This is a genomic window from Actinomadura montaniterrae, assembly GCF_008923365.1.
In the GTDB taxonomy this organism is placed as follows: Bacteria; Actinomycetota; Actinomycetes; order Streptosporangiales; family Streptosporangiaceae; genus Spirillospora; species Spirillospora montaniterrae.
Genome location: NZ_WBMR01000119.1, coordinates 1 through 19,651, shown reverse-complemented (window position 1 = coordinate 19,651; position 19,651 = coordinate 1). Strand labels below are relative to the sequence as shown.

The 19,651-nt window shown below is 74.0% G+C and carries 23 protein-coding genes; 8 read left to right on the top strand and 15 right to left on the bottom strand.

Annotated features, from left to right (window positions below):
- Positions 1 to 43 precede the first annotated feature (43 nt).
- Positions 44 to 829, bottom strand: coding sequence for a phosphatase PAP2 family protein (locus tag F9B16_RS31490; RefSeq protein WP_151543848.1), 786 nt, complete (start codon positions 827 to 829; stop codon positions 44 to 46).
- 272 nt (positions 830 to 1,101) lie between these two features.
- On the opposite strand from F9B16_RS31490, the gene F9B16_RS31485 reads away from it, so the two are divergent.
- Positions 1,102 to 1,755 carry an HAD family hydrolase gene (locus tag F9B16_RS31485; RefSeq protein ID WP_151543847.1) on the top strand — a complete coding sequence of 218 codons (654 nt, stop codon included), beginning with the start codon at positions 1,102 to 1,104 and terminating at the stop codon, positions 1,753 to 1,755.
- 12 nt (positions 1,756 to 1,767) lie between these two features.
- Here the strand turns inward: F9B16_RS31485 and F9B16_RS31480 are convergent, their stop codons facing one another.
- On the bottom strand, positions 1,768 to 2,793 hold the full coding sequence (locus tag F9B16_RS31480; RefSeq protein ID WP_225992101.1) for a tyrosine-type recombinase/integrase: 1,026 nt from the start codon (positions 2,791 to 2,793) through the stop codon (positions 1,768 to 1,770).
- A gap of 110 nt (positions 2,794 to 2,903) precedes the next feature.
- On the opposite strand from F9B16_RS31480, the gene F9B16_RS31475 reads away from it, so the two are divergent.
- The gene (locus F9B16_RS31475; RefSeq protein ID WP_225992100.1) at positions 2,904 to 3,611 is read left to right on the top strand and encodes a DUF72 domain-containing protein; all 708 of its coding nucleotides are present in this window, start codon (positions 2,904 to 2,906) and stop codon (positions 3,609 to 3,611) included.
- 1 nt (position 3,612) lies between these two features.
- On the opposite strand, the gene F9B16_RS31470 is transcribed toward F9B16_RS31475, so the two are convergent.
- From F9B16_RS31470 to F9B16_RS31455, 4 genes are all read right to left on the bottom strand, one after another.
- Positions 3,613 to 3,945, bottom strand: a complete 333-nt coding sequence (locus F9B16_RS31470) for a YnfA family protein (RefSeq protein ID WP_151543845.1) — start codon at positions 3,943 to 3,945, stop codon at positions 3,613 to 3,615.
- Between the two features lie 680 nt (positions 3,946 to 4,625).
- Complete coding sequence (locus tag F9B16_RS31465; protein ID WP_151543844.1) at positions 4,626 to 4,871, bottom strand: helix-turn-helix domain-containing protein; 246 nt, start codon at positions 4,869 to 4,871, stop codon at positions 4,626 to 4,628.
- Positions 4,871 to 5,362, bottom strand: a complete 492-nt coding sequence (locus tag F9B16_RS31460) for a DUF2975 domain-containing protein (protein ID WP_151543843.1) — start codon at positions 5,360 to 5,362, stop codon at positions 4,871 to 4,873. Before F9B16_RS31460 ends, F9B16_RS31465 begins: the two co-directional genes overlap by 1 nt.
- 200 nt (positions 5,363 to 5,562) lie before the next feature.
- Positions 5,563 to 6,135 carry an isochorismatase family protein gene (locus F9B16_RS31455; RefSeq protein ID WP_151543842.1) on the bottom strand — a complete coding sequence of 191 codons (573 nt, stop codon included), beginning with the start codon at positions 6,133 to 6,135 and terminating at the stop codon, positions 5,563 to 5,565.
- A 121-nt stretch (positions 6,136 to 6,256) separates the two neighbouring features.
- Here F9B16_RS31455 and F9B16_RS31450 point away from each other — a divergent pair, with 121 nt between their 5' ends.
- The 5 genes from F9B16_RS31450 (at position 6,257) to cydC (ending at position 13,003) form a co-directional block, all read left to right on the top strand.
- On the top strand, positions 6,257 to 7,384 hold the full coding sequence (locus F9B16_RS31450) for an MFS transporter (RefSeq protein WP_151543841.1): 1,128 nt from the start codon (positions 6,257 to 6,259) through the stop codon (positions 7,382 to 7,384).
- 202 nt (positions 7,385 to 7,586) lie between these two features.
- Positions 7,587 to 8,819, top strand: coding sequence for a cytochrome ubiquinol oxidase subunit I (locus F9B16_RS31445; RefSeq protein WP_225992099.1), 1,233 nt, complete (start codon positions 7,587 to 7,589; stop codon positions 8,817 to 8,819).
- A gap of 54 nt (positions 8,820 to 8,873) precedes the next feature.
- Entirely contained in the window at positions 8,874 to 9,617 is a 744-nt protein-coding gene (locus F9B16_RS31440) for a cytochrome d ubiquinol oxidase subunit II (RefSeq protein ID WP_151543860.1), read from the top strand.
- A 24-nt stretch (positions 9,618 to 9,641) separates the two neighbouring features.
- The gene (cydD, locus tag F9B16_RS31435) at positions 9,642 to 11,267 is read left to right on the top strand and encodes a thiol reductant ABC exporter subunit CydD (protein WP_225992098.1); all 1,626 of its coding nucleotides are present in this window, start codon (positions 9,642 to 9,644) and stop codon (positions 11,265 to 11,267) included.
- A complete protein-coding gene (cydC, locus tag F9B16_RS31430; protein WP_225992097.1) occupies positions 11,264 to 13,003 on the top strand; it encodes a thiol reductant ABC exporter subunit CydC in 1,740 nt (579 codons plus the stop codon). The genes cydD and cydC overlap by 4 nt, the downstream gene beginning before the upstream one ends.
- Before the next feature lie 29 nt (positions 13,004 to 13,032).
- On the opposite strand, the gene pdxR is transcribed toward cydC, so the two are convergent.
- Positions 13,033 to 14,544 (bottom strand): MocR-like pyridoxine biosynthesis transcription factor PdxR, encoded by a 1,512-nt coding sequence (pdxR, locus tag F9B16_RS31425; RefSeq protein WP_151543838.1) that lies wholly within the window; start codon positions 14,542 to 14,544, stop codon positions 13,033 to 13,035.
- A 28-nt stretch (positions 14,545 to 14,572) separates the two neighbouring features.
- Here pdxR and F9B16_RS31420 point away from each other — a divergent pair, with 28 nt between their 5' ends.
- Positions 14,573 to 15,505 (top strand): methyltransferase domain-containing protein, encoded by a 933-nt coding sequence (locus F9B16_RS31420; RefSeq protein WP_151543837.1) that lies wholly within the window; start codon positions 14,573 to 14,575, stop codon positions 15,503 to 15,505.
- A 46-nt stretch (positions 15,506 to 15,551) separates the two neighbouring features.
- Here F9B16_RS31420 and F9B16_RS52970 read toward each other — a convergent pair whose 3' ends face one another.
- From F9B16_RS52970 to gvpJ, 8 genes are read right to left on the bottom strand one after another with little or no spacing between them, the layout of a single operon-like run.
- Positions 15,552 to 16,064: a gas vesicle protein K gene (locus tag F9B16_RS52970; protein ID WP_225992096.1), complete on the bottom strand. Its 513-nt coding sequence runs from the start codon at positions 16,062 to 16,064 to the stop codon at positions 15,552 to 15,554.
- On the bottom strand, positions 16,061 to 16,282 hold the full coding sequence (locus F9B16_RS31410; protein WP_225992095.1) for a gas vesicle protein: 222 nt from the start codon (positions 16,280 to 16,282) through the stop codon (positions 16,061 to 16,063). The genes F9B16_RS52970 and F9B16_RS31410 overlap by 4 nt, the downstream gene beginning before the upstream one ends.
- Positions 16,279 to 17,145: a GvpL/GvpF family gas vesicle protein gene (locus F9B16_RS31405; RefSeq protein ID WP_225992094.1), complete on the bottom strand. Its 867-nt coding sequence runs from the start codon at positions 17,143 to 17,145 to the stop codon at positions 16,279 to 16,281. The genes F9B16_RS31410 and F9B16_RS31405 overlap by 4 nt, the downstream gene beginning before the upstream one ends.
- A complete protein-coding gene (locus F9B16_RS31400) occupies positions 17,142 to 17,597 on the bottom strand; it encodes a gas vesicle protein (protein ID WP_449699556.1) in 456 nt (151 codons plus the stop codon). Before F9B16_RS31400 ends, F9B16_RS31405 begins: the two co-directional genes overlap by 4 nt.
- A 6-nt stretch (positions 17,598 to 17,603) precedes the next feature.
- Positions 17,604 to 17,864 carry a gas vesicle protein GvpO gene (gene gvpO / locus F9B16_RS31395; RefSeq protein WP_151543836.1) on the bottom strand — a complete coding sequence of 87 codons (261 nt, stop codon included), beginning with the start codon at positions 17,862 to 17,864 and terminating at the stop codon, positions 17,604 to 17,606.
- 28 nt (positions 17,865 to 17,892) lie between these two features.
- Positions 17,893 to 18,132 carry a gas vesicle protein GvpG gene (locus F9B16_RS31390; protein ID WP_151543835.1) on the bottom strand — a complete coding sequence of 80 codons (240 nt, stop codon included), beginning with the start codon at positions 18,130 to 18,132 and terminating at the stop codon, positions 17,893 to 17,895.
- Positions 18,132 to 18,908: a GvpL/GvpF family gas vesicle protein gene (locus F9B16_RS31385; protein ID WP_151543834.1), complete on the bottom strand. Its 777-nt coding sequence runs from the start codon at positions 18,906 to 18,908 to the stop codon at positions 18,132 to 18,134. The genes F9B16_RS31390 and F9B16_RS31385 overlap by 1 nt, the downstream gene beginning before the upstream one ends.
- Entirely contained in the window at positions 18,905 to 19,351 is a 447-nt protein-coding gene (gene gvpJ, locus F9B16_RS31380) for a gas vesicle protein GvpJ (protein ID WP_151543833.1), read from the bottom strand. The genes F9B16_RS31385 and gvpJ overlap by 4 nt, the downstream gene beginning before the upstream one ends.
- Positions 19,352 to 19,651 lie beyond the last annotated feature (300 nt).

Below are 19,651 nucleotides of genomic sequence, written 5' to 3'. Positions count from 1 at the left end.
GGTGCCACCACCGGAACGGCCCGCCCGCACGCGCCCGCCGACGCTACGAACCCGGCCGATGATGCCGCCCCACCGCACCACCGCCCCCGGCGCCGCCGACACCCCGCACACCGCCCATCACGTCCGGCATCGTCACCGCCGCATCGTCCACCCGCGTCACACCCCCCGCAGCCGCCGGCACCCGCACCGGAACCGGACCTGCATGCCCCGCACCCACCGCCGCAGGCACCGGACGCGCCCCCAGCAGCACCGCACCCACCGGGAATCCCCGCAGAAGATCCACCACCGGCTCGGCCGCCCGCACCAGCACCAGCGCCACCACCGGAGCGACCACCACCCCCACACAGAACCCCGCCGCCACGTCATGCGGGTAATGCACGCCCACGAACACCCGCGAGAACGCCATCAGCATCGCCAACGGCAGCACCAGCGGCGCCAGCGCCCGCCACACCACCACCAGCGCCGCAGCCGACGCCGCCGCGATCGTCGCGTGGTTGCTCGGGAACGACCAGTCCCCGGGCGCCGGACACGCCGCGATGTGCAGCGCCCCGGGCACCGCCCGGCACGGCCGCTCCTCCTGAAGGAAGTCCTTCGACACCTCGCTCACCAAGTACGCCGCCACCATTGCGAACGGCGCCGACAACGCCAGCCCCATCGACCGCGCGTCCCGGCCCCGCGCCCGCCACCAGCCCGCCACGAACAGCACCGCGAACAACAGCAGCCCCGCGTTCGTCCCCACGTCCGCCACCGAATGCACCCACGACGGCGTACCCCACGCCCACTCGGTGACGTCCCGGTACAGATGGACGCTGAAATCTGGCGCCTGCATGCTCTCCCTCACGATCCAGACGACCGCCCGACACCACATCCGACACCGGACGGACCGCCGAAGTTCACCCCACGTTCACCGTCCCGTAGAGCTTGGCATGCCACACGATCACCCGCGCCACAAACACCGCGCATCACCCAGAAGTCGGCACCGCACCCCGACGAAAGCCACCCCTACCGCCCCCGACCTCCGACGGGAGCCGACCACACGCCGCCTACCACACCGAAAACCGATTCGCCCACCACCACCGCCGTCCGCCACACTCACACCACGTGGGAAACCTGCACATCTTCGACATGGACGGCACCCTCCTCAACGGAACCACCGCCAACCTCCAACTCGCCCGCCACCTCGGCACCCTCACCGAACTCCACGCCCTCGAGGCCCGCTTCGCCGCCGGCACCCTCGACACCCGCGCCTTCTCCACCGAGATCCACCGCCTCTGGCGCCACCTCACCCCCCAGCACGTCGCCGCCGCCTACACCGCGAGCCCCTGGCTCACCGGCATCGCCGACGTCTGCGCCGACATCCGCGCACGCGGCGAACACTCCGCCGTCATCACCATGTCGCCCGACTTCTTCGCCCGCCACCTCCTCGACCTCGGCTTCGACCACGTCATCGCCTCCCGCTTCCCCCCGCTCCCGTTCACCACCGCACCCCTCGACACCAGCGGCATCCTCACCCCCGACGACAAGGTCCGCATCGCCGAAGAACTCCGCACCCGCCACGGCCTCACCACCGACCAATGCCTCGCCTACGGCGACTCCATGTCCGACGCACCCCTCTTCCGCCACCTCACCAACACCATCGCCATCAACGCCGACCACCACCTCGCCGGCATCGCCGCCCTCGACTACCGCGGCACCGACCTCACCGCCGCCTACACCCTCGCCCGCACCCTCCTCCGACCCGCACCGGGGGAGTAGCCACCGAACAACTCACCCCCGCTCCACCGGCCCCAGCAACGGATGCACCCGCATCGCCGCCTCCAACTCACCCGGCAGCTCATCCCGATACCGCCCCAGCGTCGACAGATCCGAATGCCCCAGCACCCGCCGCACCGCATCCATGTCCGTCGCCGCCGCCAGCAGATGCGTCGCCGTCGTATGCCGCAACCCATGCGGCGTCACACTCCGCCGCCGCCCCGGCTCCACCCCCTCCAGCACCCGATCGATCACCGCCTGCACATCACCCCGCGCCAACCGCCGCCCCCGCCACGACAACAGCAACGCCCGCGACTCCACCCCACGATCCAGCAGCACCCGCCCCTCCGCCAGATACGCGTCCAGCACCTCCACCACCGGACGAGGCAGCGGCACATCCCGCGTCCGCCCGCCCTTCCCGAAGATCCGCCAATACCGCATCCCCCCGTTGACGAAGAAGTCCTCCGCATTCGCCCGCGTCAACTCCGACACCCGCGGACCCACCGCCGCCAGCAACAGCACGATCAACCCGTCCCGCAACTCCGTCCGCTGATCCACCCGCCGCCGCGGCGCCGGACCCGCCTCCGCCATCTCCCGCGCCGCCCCCAGCAACCCCTCCGCCTGCTCCACCGTCAACGCCCGCCGCTCCGCCCGCAACCCGCCCCGATGCTTCGGCCGCACCGTCACCGCCACCATCGGATCCAGCTGCACCCACCCCGCCACCACCGCGTACTTGAAGAACGCCGACACCGACCGCCGGAACCGCGCCTGGGACGACGCGCTCTGCACCGCACCCCCGCCCTCCGGGCCCGCCCCGGACGCCGCGCGGCGCCGCCCGTCCGGCTTGCGCGCGAACCCCAGCAGCACCTCATCGACGTCCGCCCCCGTCAGATCGTCCAGCACCCGATCCGCACCCGCCAGCTCCGCGAACGTCACCACGTCCCGCGCGTACACCTCCGCCGACGCCGGTGCCAACGCCCCCGTCGAGCACTTCGCCCGAACCATCTCCGCATAACGGTCGACGGCCTCGGCCACGGTCACACGCTGAAGATCGGCAGGACGCACCCGCCGGACGCTACAACCCGCCACCGACAAAACCGCCCCCAGACGGGTACCACCGCACCCGACACCCCGGGGGAGAGGAGCCGCCCGTGCTGATCGGCACATCCGGATGGCAGTACACCGACTGGCGCGACGTCCTCTACCCGCCCGGCCTCCCGCAGCGCGCCTGGCTGCAACGCTACGGCGAGGTCTTCACCACCGTGGAGAACAACAACGCCTTCTACCGGCTCCCCAAACGCGCCACCTTCGAAGCCTGGCACGACAACACCCCGCCCGGCTTCGTCATGGCCGTCAAAGCCAGCCGCTACCTCACCCACATGAAACGCCTCAACGACCCCGCCGAACCCGTCGCCCGCCTCATGGCCGCCGCCGGCGGCCTCGGCGCCAAACTCGGCCCGATCCTCCTGCAACTCCCGCCCACCCTGCAGGCCGAACCTGACCGCCTCGACGAATGCCTGCGCCGCTTCCCCGACGGCGTCCGCGTCGCCGTCGAACCACGCCACCCCACCTGGTGGACCGACGACGTCCGCCGCGTCCTGGAACACCACGGCGCCGCCCTGTGCTGGGCCGACCGCCTCGGCCGCCCCCTCACACCCCTATGGCGCACCACCGGCTGGCTCTACCTGCGCTTCCACGAAGGCCCCGCCGACCCCTGGCCCCACTACGACGACGCCACGCTCCGCGCCTGGGCCGACCGCCTGGACGGCGCCGACGACGCCTACGTCTACTTCAACAACGACCCCGGGGGAGCGGCCGTCCGCAACGCCCTGCGCTTCACCGACCTCACCGCCCCGTAGATCACGAGCGCGGCGCGTACATGATCAACGCGACCCCGGCCAGGCAGACCAGCGCGCCGGCGACGTCCCACCGGTCGGGCCGGAACCCGTCGACCGCAACGCCCCACGCCAGCGACCCCGCGACGAACACACCGCCGTACGCGGCCAGGACGCGGCCGAAGTCAGGGGAGGGCTGCAACGTCGCCACGAACCCGTAGGCCCCGAGAACGGCCACGCCCGCGACGATCCACCACGGCCCGCGATGCTCCCGCCAGCCCTGCCACACCAGCCACGCGCCACCGATCTCCGCGAGCGCGGCCAGCAAGAATAGGGCAACCGAGCGCACGACCATCATGCCGATCACCCTAAGGAGAGCCGGGCCCTCCAAGGAGCCCGCCACGACACCCACACCGCCAAATGGGATACATAGGAACAAACCGCACAAACCAGACAGAATCCAGCTTCTGTCCGGTTTGAGGTTAGAGAAAGAACGCGCCCCGCAAGCGGACTCCGCAACGACGCCCCCGACCCAACCTTGATCATCAGCAACTTCGCCCAGGTCAACCGCCAGCCTGGGCCGGGGAGTGGCCGGCGCCTTCCTGGACGCAAAGGCAAGCGCAACCCATCCTCGAGCGACGCTCAAGGTCAGATGCCCATGCGGCCCACCGCACAGCACACTCCGGTGCGTCTCCAGCGAGCACCACCTCGCCGCTCTGAGCCGATCGACGTCCAGACTGGCCGACCCAGTGAACGCCCGAACGCCGTCTGCGCCGCGCGCCACCAAGACCGCGCCGCCACGATCTTCAACGCAGCTTCAGCGGAACCCGGCGGAGGAATCCTTGTCGGCGCGCGCAGCCAGCCACGAGCCGTCGCACCACGAGCCGCCCAGCCAACGGCGGCGCCCAGGACGGCCGGCGCCACGGCGCGAGCTGTCCTGGATCGTCGCGGCGCCGCGCTGGCCGCCGCGCGCGGCGATCTTGCGGCCGATGCCCCTTTCGTTCCAGCTCTGATAGATGGTCGATAATGAGCATTATGTTAAGTGGAGGATGTGGGGCGCGCGTCTTCGGCTGCGGCGTCCTCGGTCTCCCAGCGCAGCAGGTCGCCTGGCTGGCACTCGAGCACCTCGCAGAGCGCGGCGAGGGTCGTGAAGCGCACGGCCTTGGCGCGGCCGTTCTTGAGGACCGCCAGGTTGGCGGGCGTGATCCCGACGCGGTCCGCGAGCTCGCCCACGGACATCTTCCGCTTGGCCAGCATCACGTCGATGTCGACGGCGATCGGCATCAGATCACCTCGTCCAGTTCGGCCTGCATCTGCGCCGCTTCGACGTCCCGCGCGACGGCCTGGACGAGCAGCGTCCGCAGCACGAGCACGATGAGCGCGACCCCCAGGATGGCCAAGCCGACCCCGGCCATGATGACGGTGACGCCCGGGTCGTCTCGCTGGCCCGGCGCGTTGAGGGCCGTGACCGCGAACCACACGAGCGCAGCCGCCACGATCGCGCCGATGATGACGTCCACGTACCGGAAGGCGGCGTGGGAGAAGACGGTTCCGCGTCGCACCATGGTCACCAGCCGCCACACGCAGACCCCGATGACCTGGACCGCCCCGATGCCCAGGATCGTGATGACGCGTAGCGGGGTCAGCGGGAGCGACCCGTCCTCCGGGTCGCTCCCGCTGACCAGCGTCCACACCATCAATGCCTGTACGGACACGGTGCCGACGAGCCCCACCACGAGCACGGCGCGCAGCGCGCGCACTGTCAGCTTTCCCATGGCCCACCCTTCCATCGACTCACGATGGGAATCTATCGATTTTCGATAGGTGAGGCAAGCGCTGAGGCGGAGGCGCCGGGTTCGCACCGTGGCGGGTCGCTGAGGACGCGGATCGGGTTGCCGCTCCCCCGTTTGCTTCGGGTCGCCGGCGCTCGGGCGTCGGCTGAGGCTTCGCTGGCCGGGTAGGCGGGGCGCTTGGTTCAGGTGGCTTTGGTGGCGGGGTGGGTGAAGGTGATGTCGTGGGTTTTGGTTACGGCGGCGGTGCGGCCGGGGGCCTGGTGGTATTGCCAGTAGAGGTTGGTGTGGGCGATGACCTGGTCTGGCGGTGGTGCGCCCCAGGCGCTCTGGTCTGGGGCGGTGTGGGCGTCGCCGACGAGGGTCACGTCGTAGCCGCGGGTGAACGCGCCGTGGATGGTGGAGCGGATGCATGCGTCGGTCTCGGCGCCGGTGACGATGAGTCGCCCGACCGCGGCCGCGGCGAGGACGTCTTCCAGGTCGGTGTCCTCGAAGGAGTCGCCGTAGGTCTTGTGGACGAGCGGCTCGGAGTCGTGGCGGGTCAGTTCGGGGACGTACTGCCAGGCGTCGGTGCCTTTGGTGAGGTGGTCGTCGGAGTGCTGGACCCAGATGACGGGGGTGTCGTGGGTGCGGGCTTTGTCGATGAGGGCGGCGATGTTGGTGATGACGCTGTCGCGTTGGTGGGCGTCGGCCATGACGCCGCTCTGGACGTCGATGACGAGCAAGGCGGTGTTGGGGCGGTTCGGCAGTGTGGTCATGGTGGTGCTCCCCTGTTCGGGTGGTTGCCGGGGGCAGGGTATTAGGTGGCGCTGACAGTGCCGGGGTGCTTAGGGTCGCGGTATGACGTGGCGATATTGATGCTTCTCCCCCGGGTCCGGGTTGGCGCGCAGGCTGTACGTTTACGCCTTCCTTGAGGACTTCATCCTTATCTATCCGGTTTATTCGGTGTTGTTCGCCGAGGCCGGGCTGTCGGCCGCCCAGATCTCGTCGCTGTTCGCGGTCTGGTCGGTGACGGGGTTCGTCGTCGAGCTGCCCGCCGGGTTGTGGGCGGACGTGTTCTCGCGGCGGTCGCTGCTGGTGGCCGCTCCCCTGCTGGCCGGCGCGGGTTTCGGGCTGTGGGCCTTCGTCCCGTCGTATCCGGCGTTCGCGGCGGGGTTCGTGTTGTGGGGTGCGGGGTCGGCGCTGCGGTCGGGGGCGTTGCAGGCGCTGGTGTACGAGGCGCTCGAGCGGTCGGGGGACGCGGGTTCGTACGCGCGGTTGATCGGGCGTTCGGAGGCGGTGGCGCTGCTGGGGGTGGTGGCGGCGAGTGCGGTGGCGTCGCCGGTGCTGGCGGTGGGCGGTTACCGGTTGCTGGGTGTGGCGAGCGTGGCGGCGTGCGTGGGGTGTGCGGTGGCCGGCTGGTTCTTGCCTGAGGAGCGGGTGGGGCGGGTGGACGGTGGGTTGTCGGTGGTGGGGGTGCTGCGGGACGGTGCGGCGCAGGTGAGGCGTGATCCGGCGGTGCGGGGTGCGTTGGTGCTGGCGGCGGTGGTGACGGGGGTGACGTCGGTGGACGAGTACGTGCCGTTGCTGGTGCGGTCGACGGGTGTGGCGGCGGTGTGGGTGCCGTTGCTGGTGCTGGTGGTGACGGTGGGTGACGCGGTGGGCGGTTGGGTGGCGGGGCGGGGTGTGCGGCTGCTGGGGCCGGTGCTGGGGGCGGGTGCGGTGCTGCTCGCGGCTGGGTCGGTGGGTCAGTCGGTGTGGGGTGTGCCGCTGGTGGCGGTGGCGTTCGGGGCGTTCCGGTGGTCGGTCGCGGCGGTGGACGCGCGGTTGCAGGAGCGGGTGGGTGACGGGGCGCGGGCGACGGTGACGTCGCTGGCGGGGTTCGGGACGGAGGCGGTGTCCATGGTGGTGTTCGGCGGGTATGCGCTGGGGTCGGCGTGGGCGGGGCCGGGGGTGCTGATGGCGGTGGTGGCGGTGCCGTTCGGGGTGGTGGGCGTGGTGGTGTGGGCGGTGGGTCGGCGGGGCTAGGAGGAGGCTAGGGCGGGCTTCTCCGTTGGGAGTAGGCGCGGCGGCGGTGTACATCCGGGGTTGTAGGGGGCGGGGGTCCGGTACGCGAAACGCGCAGTGCGGTTCGGGGCTTGCGCAGGATCCGCGGAGGGGGTGCCGGGCCGGATGATCGGGTCGTGGTTTCCGCCGATCGTTCGTGGGGGTTGTGCTGATGGATCCGCTGATGCTGGCTCGGGTGCAGTTCGCGTTGACGGCCGGCTCGCATTTCCTGTTCGTGGCGCTGACGCTGGGGCTGGCGACGCTGGTGGCGTTGATGCAGACGCGGGCGACGCTGTCCGGGAGTGCGGTGCATGCGCGGATGACGCGGTTCTGGGGCCAGCTGTACGTGGTGAATTACGCGGTGGGGATCGTCACGGGGCTGGTGATGGAGTTCCAGTTCGGTCTGAACTGGGCGGGGATGTCGCGGATGACGGGCGGGGTGTTCGGGGCGCCGCTCGCGCTGGAGACGATCGCGGCGTTCTTCGTCGAGTCGACGTTCCTGGGGTTGTGGATCTTCGGGTGGGATCGGCTGAACCGGTGGGTGCATCTGGGGTTGATCTGGGTGGTGACGCTGACGGCGTATCTGTCGGCGTATTTCGTGCTGGTGGCCAACGGCTGGTTGCAGCGTCCGGTGGGTTACGAGATGCGGGACGGGGCGGCGCGGCTGACGGACGTCGGGGCGCTGCTGGCCAATCCGACGGCGCTGCTGGCGTTCGCGCACGTGCTGTTCGGGGGGCTGCTGACGGCGGGGTTCTTCATGGCGGGGGTGAGCGGCTACCACCTGCTGCGGCGGACGGCGGAGGTGGAGTTCTTCCGGCGTTCGATGCGGATGGGGCTGGTCACGGTGATGGCGGCGGTGATGCCGGTGGTGGTCGTCGGGGGGATGCAGTACCAGTACCTGCAGCCGACGAAGACCGGTGGTGATGACGCGGCGGCGGCGGTGGCGGACTTCACGGCGCGGTTCGGTCCGGGCGACTACATGGCGCCGGGGCTGGCGGGCGTCGGTGAGGGGGTGATGACCGGGCTGTGGTCGTTGATGCTGCTTCTGGCGCTGGCGGCGCTGGTGAAGGTGTGGTCGGGGCGGTGGCTGGTGCGGGGCCGGGTGTTCCACGTGGTGATGATCTGCGCGGTGCCGCTCCCCTACGTGGCGATGCTGTCGGGCTGGGTGTTCCGTGAGGTGGGGCGGCAGCCGTGGATGGTGTACGGGGTGCTGAAGACGCGGGACGCGCTGTCGCCGGGGGTGGGTTCGGGGACGATCGCGGTGTCGTTCGTGGCGTTCACGGCGCTGTTCGCGGTGCTGGTGGGGGTGAACGCGTGGTTGCTGGCGCGGTTCGCGCGGCGGGGGCCGGACGGGGCGGCGCTGGGGGCCGCTCCCCCGGTGGCGCCGTCGGCTCCGGCGGTGTCGGCGACGTTCTGATCCTCGGTTTCGTGTCGGTGCGGGTTTCTCAACGGTGGGACGGGAGTGTGCGTGATGGAGTCTCTGGCGGTCGTGCTGCTGGCGGTGTTCGCCGGCGGGTATCTGGTGCTGGCGGGTGCGGACATCGGGGTGGGGATGCTGCTGCCGTGGCTGGGGCGGGATCAGCGGGAGCGGCGGGTGGTGATCGCGTCGTTCGCGCCGTTCTTCCTCGGGAACGAGGTGTGGCTGGTGGCGTCGGCGGGTCTGGTGGCGGGGGCGTTCCCGGGGTTGGAGCACCGGCTGCTGGCGGATCTGTATCCGGTGGCGGCGGCGCTGCTGGTCGGGTGGGTCGTGCGGGACATGGGGCTGTGGCTGCGGGGCCGGGTGGACGCGTCGGGGTGGCGGACGGTGTGCGACGGCGCGGTGGTGGCGGGGAGCTGGGCGCTGGGGTTGGCGTGGGCGTCGCTGCTGGGGTCGGTGCTGGGCGGCGGGGGGTTGAACGCGGGGAGCGTTCTGGGGTTGCCGCTGGTGGTGCTGTTCGCGTGGCATGGTGCGGGGTTCGCGCGGTTGCGGTTGTCGGGTGATCTGGCGGTGCGGGCTGAGCGGGGTCGTGGCCGGTACGGGGTGTCGGCGCTGGTGCTGGTGGTGGCGTTGGCGGCGGCGGGGTTGCGGCTGCCGTGGTCGGAGGTGGTGGCGCTGGGCGGCGGGTTGTCGTTGACGGTGGTGGGTGCGGTGGTGCTGCTGCCGTTGCTGGCGGCGTCGCAGGCGCTGGTGTGGCGGACGTTCTGGGGGCGTGTGGACTCCCCCTCCTACCTGTGAGCGGGGGGGGTCGAGGTGAAGGGTGTGGAGCGGCGCCTGCTGGGGCTGGTCCCCCGGCGGGTGCTGGCGGGGTTGGGTGTGCTGGCGGCGGGTCAGGGTGTGCTGCTGGTGGTGGCGGCGGGTCTGCTGGCGCGGGGGGTGGCGGGCCTGGACGCGGGGTTGCTGCCGTGGCTGGTGGCGGCGGTGGCGGGCCGGGCGGTGCTGGCGTGGGTGTCGTCGCTGGTGGCGGGGCGTGCGGCGGCCGGGGTGAAGGAGGGGTTGCGGGAGGCGCTGCTGGCGGGCGGTGCGGTGGACGCGGGGGCGCGGGTGACGTTGCTGACGCGGGGCCTGGACGCGGTGGACCCGTTCTTCACCGGGTACGTGCCGCAGTTGCTGGCGGCGTGCGTGGTGCCGCCACTGGTGGTGGCGCGGCTGGTGGCGGCGGACTGGGCGTCGGCGGTGGTGGTGCTGGTGACGTTGCCGCTGGTGCCGGTGTTCGGTGCGCTGGTGGGGTTGCGGACGGCGGCGTTGACGGGGCGGCAGTGGGCGTCGCTGCATCGGCTCGGCGGGCATTTCCGGGACGTGGTGGCGGGGCTGTCGACGTTGCGGGCGTTCGGGCGGACGGGTCATCAGTCGCGGGTGGTGCGGGCGCTGGCGGAGGAGCATCGGCGGGCGACGACGGGGGCGCTGCGGGTGGCGTTCCTGTCGTCGCTGGTGCTGGAGCTGGTGTGCGCGTTGTCGGTGGCTTTGGTGGCGGTGCCGGTGGGGTTGCGGCTGCTGGAGGGCGGGATGGTGCTGTCGACGGGGCTGCTGGTGCTGGTGCTGACGCCGGAGGCGTATCTGCCGTTGCGTGCGCTGGGCGCGCGGTTCCATGCCAGCGCGGAGGGGGTGGCGGCGGCGCAGGAGGCGTTCGCGGTGCTGGACGCGCCGCCGGAGCGGCCGGCGGGGCGGGTCGTGGTGGGCGAGGGTGTGCCGGAGATCGTGCTGGATCGGGTGACGGTGCGGTATCCGGGTGCGGAGCGGGCGGCGCTGGAGGAGGTGTCGCTGCGGATCGGGGCGGGTGAGCGGGTCGCGGTGACGGGGCCGTCGGGTGCGGGGAAGTCGACGTTGCTGCTGGTGGTGGCGGGGTTGGTGGCTCCGGTGTCGGGGCGGGTGCTGGTCGACGGGGTGGATCTCGCGGAGCTGGATCCGGTGGCGTGGCGGCGGCGCCTGGGGTGGGTGCCGCAGCGTCCGCATCTGTTCGCGGCGTCGGTGGCCGACAACATCCGGCTCGGTGATCCGTCCGCGGGGCGGGACCGGGTGGTGGAGGCGGCGCGGGCGGCGGTCGCCGACGGGTTCGTCGCGGCGATGCCGCGGGGGTATGCGACGGTGCTGGGCGAGGGCGGTGCGGGGGTGTCGGCGGGTCAGCGGCAGCGGCTGGCGGTGGCGCGGGCGTATCTGGCGGGCGGTCCGGTGATGCTGCTGGACGAGCCGACGGCGCGGCTGGACGTGGCCAGTGAGCGGGCGCTGGTGCAGGGTGCGGCGCGGCTGCTGGAGGGGCGGACCGCGCTGGTGGTGGCGCATCGTCCGGCGCTGCTGTCGCTGGCGGACCGGGTGGTGCGGCTGCGGGACGGCCGGCTGTCGGAGCCGGCGGGTCGTGCGGGGGTCGTCGAGGAAGGCAGGGCGGCGTGAAGGGGCTGTGGGGCGCGGTGCGGCCGCATGCGGTGCGGCTGGTGGTCGCGGCGCTGGCGGGCGTGGCGGCGGAGGTGTGCGGGCTGGCGCTGGTCGCGACGGCGGCGTGGCTGATCGCGCGGGCGTCGCAGCGTCCGGAGCTGGCGGTGCTGTCGGTGGCGATCGTGGCGGTGCGGGGGTTCGCGCTGGCGAAGGGGTCGCTGCGGTACGCCGAGCGGCTGGCGGGCCATGACGCGACGTTGCGGGCGCTGGCGGAGCTGCGGGGACGGGTGTTCGACGCGCTGGCGGCGCGGCGCCGGCCGGAGCCGGGGCTGCGGGACGGCGCGGGGCTGCGGGACGGCGGGGCGCTGACGCGGATGGTGTCGGACGTGGAGGCGGTGCAGGACCTGCTGCTGCGGTGCGTGCTGCCGGGGGTCGCGGCGGTGGTGTGCGGGGTCGTGGGCGTGGCGGTGTGCGGGCTGGTGGCGCCGGGCGCGGCGGTGGTGCTGGCGGTGGGCGTGCTGGTGGCGGGGCCGGTGCTGGCCGTGGCGGCGGCGGGTGCGGCCGGCCGGGTGTCGGCGCGGGTCGCGGCGGGGCGCGAGGAGCTGGCGGTGCGGGCGCTGGACGTGCTGGAGGGCGCGGCGGATCTGAAGGTGTTCGGTGCGGACGGGCGGTTCGCGGCGGCGGCCGGGGAGGCCGCGGCGGGGCTGCGGCGGGCCGAGCGTGCGGCGGCGCGGGTGTCGGCGCTGGTGGCGGGGGCGGGTGTGGCGGTGCAGGGGTGCGTGGTGGCGGCGGTGGTGTGGGCGGCGCTTCGGGGCGGTGCGGACCAGGTGGGGGCTGCGGTGGCGGGTTTGTCGGCGCTGGTGGCGGTGGAGTCGGTGCTTCCGCTGGCGGCGGCCGCGCAGCGGTTGCGGGAGGTGCGGCCGGCGGTGCGCCGGGTGGAGTCGGTGCTGGCCGCTCCCCCGGCGCCGCGTGCGGTGCGTCCGGTGGCGGTGCCGCGGGGGCCGCTGGCGGTGGAGCTGCTGGGTGTGCGGGTGTCGTACGCCGGCGGTGGCCGGGCGGCGCTGGACGGGGTGGATCTGCGGGTGGAGCGGGGCCGCCGGGTCGCGGTGGTGGGCGCCAGCGGCGCGGGCAAGAGCACGTTGCTGGCGGCGGTGGCGGGCGAGGTGGCGCCTGCGGCGGGTGCGGTGCTGATCGGCGGGCACGACCCGTCGGCTTACGGTGCCGGGGACGGGCGCGGTGCCGGGGACGCGGGGGGCGCGGTGCGGGGGCTGATGCAGGACGCGCACGTGTTCGCCGGGTCGGTGCGGGCGAACCTGCTGCTGGCGCGTCCGGACGCGAGCGAGGGCGAGCTGGAGGCGGCGGCGCGGCGGGCGCGGTTCCTGGAGGTGGTGGAGGCGCTGCCGGGCGGGTGGGACACGCCGGTCGGGACGGGCGGGCACGGGTTGTCGGGCGGGCAGCGGCAGCGGCTGCTGCTGGCGCGGGCGCTGCTGGCCGATCCGCCGGTGCTGGTGCTGGACGAGCCGGCGGAGGCGCTGGATCCGGTGACGGCCGACGCGGTGACCCGGGATCTGCTGGCGGCGCCGGGCGGCGGGACGCTGCTGCTGGTCACGCACCGGCTGGCGGCGCTGGGCGCGGCGGACGAGGTGGTGGTGATGGACCGCGGCCGGGTGGTGCAGCGGGGCCGTCACGACGAGCTGGTGGCGGTGCCGGGCCCGTACCGGGATCTGTGGGACGCCGAGCTCCTGGCCGCCTGACCCGCGCCGAGCCGGGGTGCGAGCTGAGGTCAGGTGAGGTCGCGGAGGGCAGCGGCGATCGCGGTGACGCCGTCGTCGATGGCCGACGGGGCGGTGGCGGCGTAGCCGAGGACGAGGCCGGGCGGCCCGGGCCGCTGGGCGTGCCAGGACAGCGGCTGGGTCTTCACGCCGCGTGCGAGGGCGGCGGCGGCCAGGTCGGCGTCGCGCAGGCCGGGACGCTCGGGGAAGGTGACGAGCAGGTGCAGGCCGGCGGCGGCGCCGTGTACGACCGCGCCGGGCAGCCGCGCGCGGATCGCGGCGATCATCGTGTCGCGGCGGGCGCGGTGGCGGCGGCGCAGCGTCCGCAACTGCCGCTCCATCTCCCCCGACTCCATCAGGTCGGCGAGCACGAGCTGGGGCAGCGCGGCGTTGCCGAGGTCGGCGAAGCGCTTGGCGTCCACGAGCGCGTCGCGGTGGCGGGGCGGGGCGAGGACCCAGCCGGTGCGCAGCGCGGGCGCCAGCAGCTTGGAGACGCTGCCGGCGTAGAAGACGCGGTCGGCGAGCATGGCGCGCAGGGCGGGGACGGGCGGCCGGTCGTAGCGGTGCTCGGCGTCGTAGTCGTCCTCGATGATCAGGCCGCCGGCGGCGGCCCAGTCCATCAGCGCGCGGCGGCGGGCGCCGTGCAGGACGGTGCCGGTCGGGAACTGGTGGGCGGGGGTGAGCAGGACGGCGGGGGCGCCGGTGCGGCGCAGGGCGTCGACGCGGGCGCCGCGGTCGTCGACGGGGACGGGCGGGGTGCGCATGCCCCAGTGCTCCAGGTGCTGGCGGGTGCCCAGGGAGCCGGGGTCCTCGACGGCGACGGCGCCGACGCCGGCGGCGCGCAGCACCTGGGAGAGCAGGCCGAGGGCCTGGGCGGTGCCGGCGACGACCACGATGTCGGCGGGGTCGGCGCGGATGCCGCGGTTGCGGGCCAGCCAGCCGGCGACGGCGGTGCGCAGGGCGGGGGTGCCGCGCGGGTCGCCGTAGCCGAAGGACGGTGCGGCCAGCGTGGACAGGACGCGGCGTTCGGCGCGCAGCCACGCGGCGCGGGGGAAGGCGGCCAGGTCGGGGACGCCGGGTGACAGGTCGATGCGGGCGGGTGCGGCGCGCAGGACGTCGAACGCATCCGCCCCGGGCCGGCCCGGGAACACCGTTTGCGGCGGCTCTGGCGTCTCGGCCTGCTGGGGCCGCTCGGGGGCGCGGCCGGGCGGGGGCGGCGGGGCGGTGAGGGGCGCGGCGACGACGATGGTGCCGGCGCGACCGCGGCCGGCGACGTGGCCGTCGTCGATGAGCCGCTGGTAGGCGTCGGTGACCACGCCGCGGGAGACCCGCAGGTCCGCGGCCAGGACGCGGGTGGCGGGCAGCCGGCTGCCGACGGGCAGGCGGCCGTCGCCGATCGCCTCGCGCAGCCGCCGGGCGAGCCAGGCGGCCAGGCCGCCCGGCGGTGCCTCGGCGGTGTCGAGCTGCAGGAAGTCCGACCCCGTTATGGACTGGTCGGACGCGCCGCCATTGGACCTGTGCATCAGGCCATTGTGGCGGCACGGTGGGCCCATGGAAACAGCGACCGCTCCCGGACTCCCCTCCGGCCCAGCACCCGGCCAGACGCCCGGCCACGTCTCCGGCTACGTTCACGGATATTCGGCGCACGAGTCCCGGCGGCTCGGCGACCAGGCCGACACCCTCGCCGCGCTGCTGCACGGCCCTGCCGGCGGGCAGCCTGGCACCGCCTACCCGCCGGGCGCCCGCGTCCTGGAGGTCGGCTGCGGCGTCGGCGCCCAGACCGTCCACCTGCTGGAGTCCTCCCCCGGCGTCGACCTGACCGCCGTGGACGTATCCGCCGTGTCCCTCGCGCAGGCCCGCGAGCGGGTCTCGGCCCGGTTCCCCGGAGCGCGGGTGCGGTGGCTGCGGGCCGACCTGCACGACCTGCCGTTCCCCGGCGGCGCGTTCGACCACCTGTTCGTCTGCTTCGTGCTGGAGCACCTGCGCGACCCGGCCGCCGCGCTCGCCGGGCTGCGGCGGGTCCTGCGGCCCGGCGGCACCCTCACCGTCATCGAGGGCGACCACGGGTCGGCGTTCTTCCACCCCGACAGCGCCGCCGCCCGCGCCGCGATCGGCCACCAGGTCCGGCTGCAGGCCGCCGCGGGCGGCGACGCGCTCATCGGCCGCCGCCTGCACCCCCTGCTGACCGCCGCCGGATACCGGCAGGTCGAGGTGCGGCCCCGCACCGTGTACGCCGACCAGAGCCGCCCGGCGCTGGTGGAGGGGTTCACCCGCAACACCTTCACCGCGATGGTGCGGGCCGTCCGCGACGACGCGGTCGCCGCGGGCCTCACCACGGCCGAGGAGTTCGACCGCGGCATCGCCGACCTCGAACGCACCGCCGCCGACGGCGGCACGTTCCACTACACCTTCTTCAAAGGCACCGCCGTCAACCCCGGCGAGCCGCGCGAACGGCCGGACGGCGAGCCGGCGCGCCGAGCGTGATCGGAGCCCGCCGCGACGGCGGCGGGCTCCGGCGGGGTCGCTCGGGTCACTCGGGCAGCAGCGGGCCCAGCGGGCCGAGGTCGAGGTTCAGGTCGCCGTCCTCCAGGTCGAAGTGGTCCTTCAGCCGGGTCATCGCCTCGTCCAGCCGCATCAGCGCCAGGCCGAGCCGCTCGATCTGCTCGTCGGTGAGGTCGCCGCCCTCCGCGCGGCGCAGCGCCTGCCGCTCCATCAGCTGCCGGATCAGCTCCACCAGCGTCAGCACCAGCTTCACCAGGTCCCGCTCGACGGTCTCGGGGTCGGTGCGCAGCCGCTGCATCGTCCGCGACGACCGTTCCCGCAGCGCGTCGGCGTGCGCGGACGCGCGGGTCGCGCGGACCGGCGCGGCGGCGGACGCGCCGCCGGTGCGGCCGGCGAGGATGTCGTCGGTGAGCGGGTCGCCGGCGGCGGGGTCGCGCACCGACACCTCGCCCGACACCGGTGCGCGCTCCCTACCGCGGCACGGCCGGGTCGCGTCGCCGGGGCCGTCGCCGGGGCGGGGGTCGCGGGGCGTGGGGTTCACGGTTCCTCCTCGCGCAGCAGCTCGTCGCCGCGCAGCAGCTCGTCGCGGACGGAGGTGACCAGCGCGCGCAGCGACACCCGCACCAGGTCCACCTCGGCGATGGAGATGACCAGGTCACCGGCGATCATCACGCCGCCGGCCAGCAGCCGGTCCAGCAGGTCGACCAGCGCGACCCGCTCCATCGGGACGTCGCGGCCGGTGTCCAGGACGGCCGTCACCGGCCCGCCCCCTCGGGCTCGGCCGCGGGGTCGGTGGTGTCGATGAAGGAGTACGGCGGCCAGGGCCCCGTCACCTCCACCTCGATGCCCGGGCACCGCTCCCCCGCCGCCCGCGCCGCCTCCGCGAACGCCGCCGCGTCGCCCTCCTCCAGCAGGTAGGCGGCGTTGAGGATCTGCACGCCTGCCCGGCCGGACAGCTTGGGGTCCTGCGGCGGGTGATGGCGGGCGGCGACCGCGAGCTCGGCGAGACGGTCGTGGATCGCCGCCGCCTGCTCGCCGACCTTGCGGCCCGCGTCGGCGCGGCGCCGCCGCTCGTCCTGGCGGCGCCGCAGGTACGCCGTCCCCGCCCCGGCCGACCCCGCCCCCGGCGCTGGCGCCGACTCGGGCTCGGGAGGTTCGGCGGGTTCGAGGGCCTCGCGGTGCGCGTAGGCCTTGATGCCCCACTCGGCGCGGCCGGCCACCCGGTCCAGCGCCCGCGCGAACGCCTCGCCCTGCTCGGCGAGCACCTGCGCGACCCGCGCGTCGTCGCGGTAGAGGGTGGCGATCCGCACCGGCGCGGTCGGCGCGGCGTGCGCGGCCAGGTCCACCACGTCGTGGTGGGCGCGGGCGGTCGCCTCCAGCCACGCCAGGTCCTCCAGGTTCTCCCGCAGCGCCGCCTCGCCGTACTCCTCCAGCGGCACGGTGCTGACCAGCGCGGTCAGCGTCCCGGACGGGACGGTCCGCACGGGCGCGCCGCCCACGCCGGCGACGCCGTCCAGCGCGGCCGGGTCCAGTCCCCGCGCCACCCCGTACAGGTAGACGGCGAGGCCGTCACCGGCGGCGGTGCCCTGGCCGGTCACCGGGTCGGTCGCCCTGTCGGTCACGATCCGGCCTCCTTTCCTTCGGTGCGGCGTGCCCCGGAACGCTCGGAATCGCCGGAACGCTGGGTGTCGGCGGCAGCGGCGGCGCCGTCGCCGGCCTCCAGGGCGGCGAGCCGCTCGCGCAGCCGCCGGTTCTCCTCCAGCAGCTCGCGGTCCGCGGCGCCGTCCACGCGCCCGTCCCCGCCGGAGTGGCCGGTGCGCGCCTTGGACGACAGCGACGGGTCGTGCTCCCACCAGTCGATGCCCATCTCCCGGGCGCGGTCGACCGAGGCCACCAGCAGCCGCAGCTTGATCGTCAGCAGCTCGATGTCCAGCAGGTTCACCCGGACGTCGCCGACGATCACGATGCCCTTGTCCAGGATCCGCTCCAGCAGGTCGGCCAGGTTCGCCGACTGCCGCTCCCCCGCCATCGACTTGGCGGGGCCCCGCGACCCGGTCCAGGAGATCTCGCTCAATGGTCCTCAGTCCCTCTCCACTCGTCCGCGCGGGTACCGGCGGACGCGCCGGTAGGACACCAGTTCGCCGTCCGCGTCGACCTCGGTGTCGTAGATGGCGAGGATGTCGGCGGAGTCGGGGATGCGGTGGGTCTCCACCACCTCCACGCACACGCGCCAGCCGTCCTCGCCGGCCCGCTCGAGCCCGACGACGCTCTCGGCGGCGCGCCCGGTCATCGCCGTCACGTGCTCGGCCGCCCGCTTGGCGGCCTCGGACGCCGACATCATCACTGGCCTCCCTCCACGCGCCGCGCCGCTACAGGCCGCGGGCGCGGCCCTCGTGCAGGCGGGCGATCAGTTCCTCCTCGCGGGCGGCGGCCTCGTCCTCGCCGATCTCGCCCGCGGCGACCTCGTCGGCGACCTGCTGCATCTCCGCGGCGATCCTGCCGGGGTCGTACAGCTGCTGCTCGGCCTGCTCGGTGAGCACCTCCGCCAGCCACACCACGCCGCGCACGGGCGCCAGCGGCAGCGTCACCAGCCCGGTGAACAGCCCCATCACGCCTCCGGGACGAAGTCGTAGGGCGGCAGCGGCCCGATCAGCCGCAGCCGGATCCGTTCGGTGTGGGCCTGGCCGAGCTTCTCCACGGCCTTCTCGAACTCCTCGCGGCGGTCGTCGCGCACCAGGAACGAGGCGTCCAGGACGTCCTCCTCGCGGGCGGGCGTCTTGCGCACGAACGCCTCCGCGGCGGGCGCGGCCGCCTCCAGCAGCACCTGCCCGTCGTGCTCGCGGCGCCGGTCCATCGCCTGCGCGATCAGCTCGCCGAGCCGGACCTGGTCGTAGTAGACGGCGTCGGCGACGTCCGCGGGGACCTCCCGCAGCCGCCGCGACAGCTCCGCGACCTCCGGCTCCTGCTGCATGATCTCCCGCAGCACGGTGTCCTGGACGTAGGTGGCCTTCAGCCGCAGCTCCACCCGGCCCTCCAGCTGGTCCATGACCTGCCCGAGCCGGTCGGAGTTGCCCTCCAGCAGCTCCTTGCGGACCGCGCCGCGGTCCGACAGGGCGGCGCCGAACCGGAACGGCAGCACCACCAGGCCCGCGTCCAGCAGCGCGTTCAGCACCCGCTGGTGCGCGACCAGGTCGGCGCGCTCGCCCAGCGGGCGGCCCGCCGGCAGGTCGCTGACGACCGCGGCGCAGCGGCCGCCGTCCTCCACCAGCGTCACCGGCCGGTCGTCCAGGCCCGCGACATCGGCGGGCAGGGACGCGCCGGAACGCGTCACCCCGTACACGTACTGGGGGGTCTTGTCCTCACCGGGTTCGTTCGGGGAGGTCATTCGTCGTCCTCCTTCTTGCGGGACGACCGGCGCCGCGCGGGCTGCTTGTCCTCGTCCTCGTCGTCGTCGTTGGAGCCGCCGCCGAAGGTCTCCTTCAGCCGCTCACCGGCGCCTTCCAGCGCGCCCCTGGTCTTCTTCTTCGCTCCCGACTCCTGCATGCCCTCCACGAACTGCGGCAGGCCCTGCGAGGTGCCGTCGTGGGCGATGTCGAGGCGGTTCACCGCCTTGGCGAACCGCAGATAGGTGTCGACGCTGGCGACCACGATCCGCACGTCCACCGTGAGGATCTCGATGCCGACCAGCGACACCCGCGCGTAGATGTCGATGACCAGACCCTTCTCCAGGATCAGGTCGACGACGTCGGCGAGGCTGCTGCTGCCGCCACCGCCGCCGCGCTGCACGGTGCTGGTGCCCGAGGTCTGCTGGGCGATCGGCCCAGTCATGTCATCTCCTTGTCCGGGGGAAAACGTTCGTGCACCCCTCTACCCGCCTCGACCTGTCTAAACGGGCATTCCGGTTTCGGTCAGGCGCCGGTCAAGCGGCATGACGCGCCCCCGGGACCGTCGCGCCGGACGGCCCCGGGGGCGTGAACGCGCAGGTCAGCGCTTGGTTAGGTCAGCGCTTGGTACGGCGGCCGATCACGACGCCCGCCGCGGCGGCCGCCGCCACCGGCGCCGCGCGCAGCAACCGGCGCAGCGTCAGCAGCCGCGCGAGCCCGGCCACCCGGCCCGGCAGCGCCGCGA

Bases quoted from the DNA above. Each gene is read 5' to 3' on its own strand.
- F9B16_RS31490 (WP_151543848.1), bottom strand. From the start codon at position 829: ATGCAGGCGCCAGATTTCAGCGTCCATCTGTACCGGGACGTCACCGAG.
- F9B16_RS31470 (WP_151543845.1), bottom strand. From the start codon at position 3,945: ATGATGGTCGTGCGCTCGGTTGCCCTATTCTTGCTGGCCGCGCTCGCG.
- F9B16_RS31465 (WP_151543844.1), bottom strand. From the start codon at position 4,871: ATGCCGATCGCCGTCGACATCGACGTGATGCTGGCCAAGCGGAAGATG.
- F9B16_RS31460 (WP_151543843.1), bottom strand. From the start codon at position 5,362: ATGGGAAAGCTGACAGTGCGCGCGCTGCGCGCCGTGCTCGTGGTGGGG.
- F9B16_RS31455 (WP_151543842.1), bottom strand. From the start codon at position 6,135: ATGACCACACTGCCGAACCGCCCCAACACCGCCTTGCTCGTCATCGAC.
- F9B16_RS31445 (WP_225992099.1), top strand. From the start codon at position 7,587: ATGCTGGCTCGGGTGCAGTTCGCGTTGACGGCCGGCTCGCATTTCCTG.
- F9B16_RS31440 (WP_151543860.1), top strand. From the start codon at position 8,874: ATGGAGTCTCTGGCGGTCGTGCTGCTGGCGGTGTTCGCCGGCGGGTAT.
- pdxR (WP_151543838.1), bottom strand. From the start codon at position 14,544: ATGCACAGGTCCAATGGCGGCGCGTCCGACCAGTCCATAACGGGGTCG.
- F9B16_RS31420 (WP_151543837.1), top strand. From the start codon at position 14,573: ATGGAAACAGCGACCGCTCCCGGACTCCCCTCCGGCCCAGCACCCGGC.
- gvpO (WP_151543836.1), bottom strand. From the start codon at position 17,864: ATGATGTCGGCGTCCGAGGCCGCCAAGCGGGCGGCCGAGCACGTGACG.
- F9B16_RS31390 (WP_151543835.1), bottom strand. From the start codon at position 18,132: ATGGGGCTGTTCACCGGGCTGGTGACGCTGCCGCTGGCGCCCGTGCGC.
- F9B16_RS31385 (WP_151543834.1), bottom strand. From the start codon at position 18,908: ATGACCTCCCCGAACGAACCCGGTGAGGACAAGACCCCCCAGTACGTG.
- gvpJ (WP_151543833.1), bottom strand. From the start codon at position 19,351: ATGACTGGGCCGATCGCCCAGCAGACCTCGGGCACCAGCACCGTGCAG.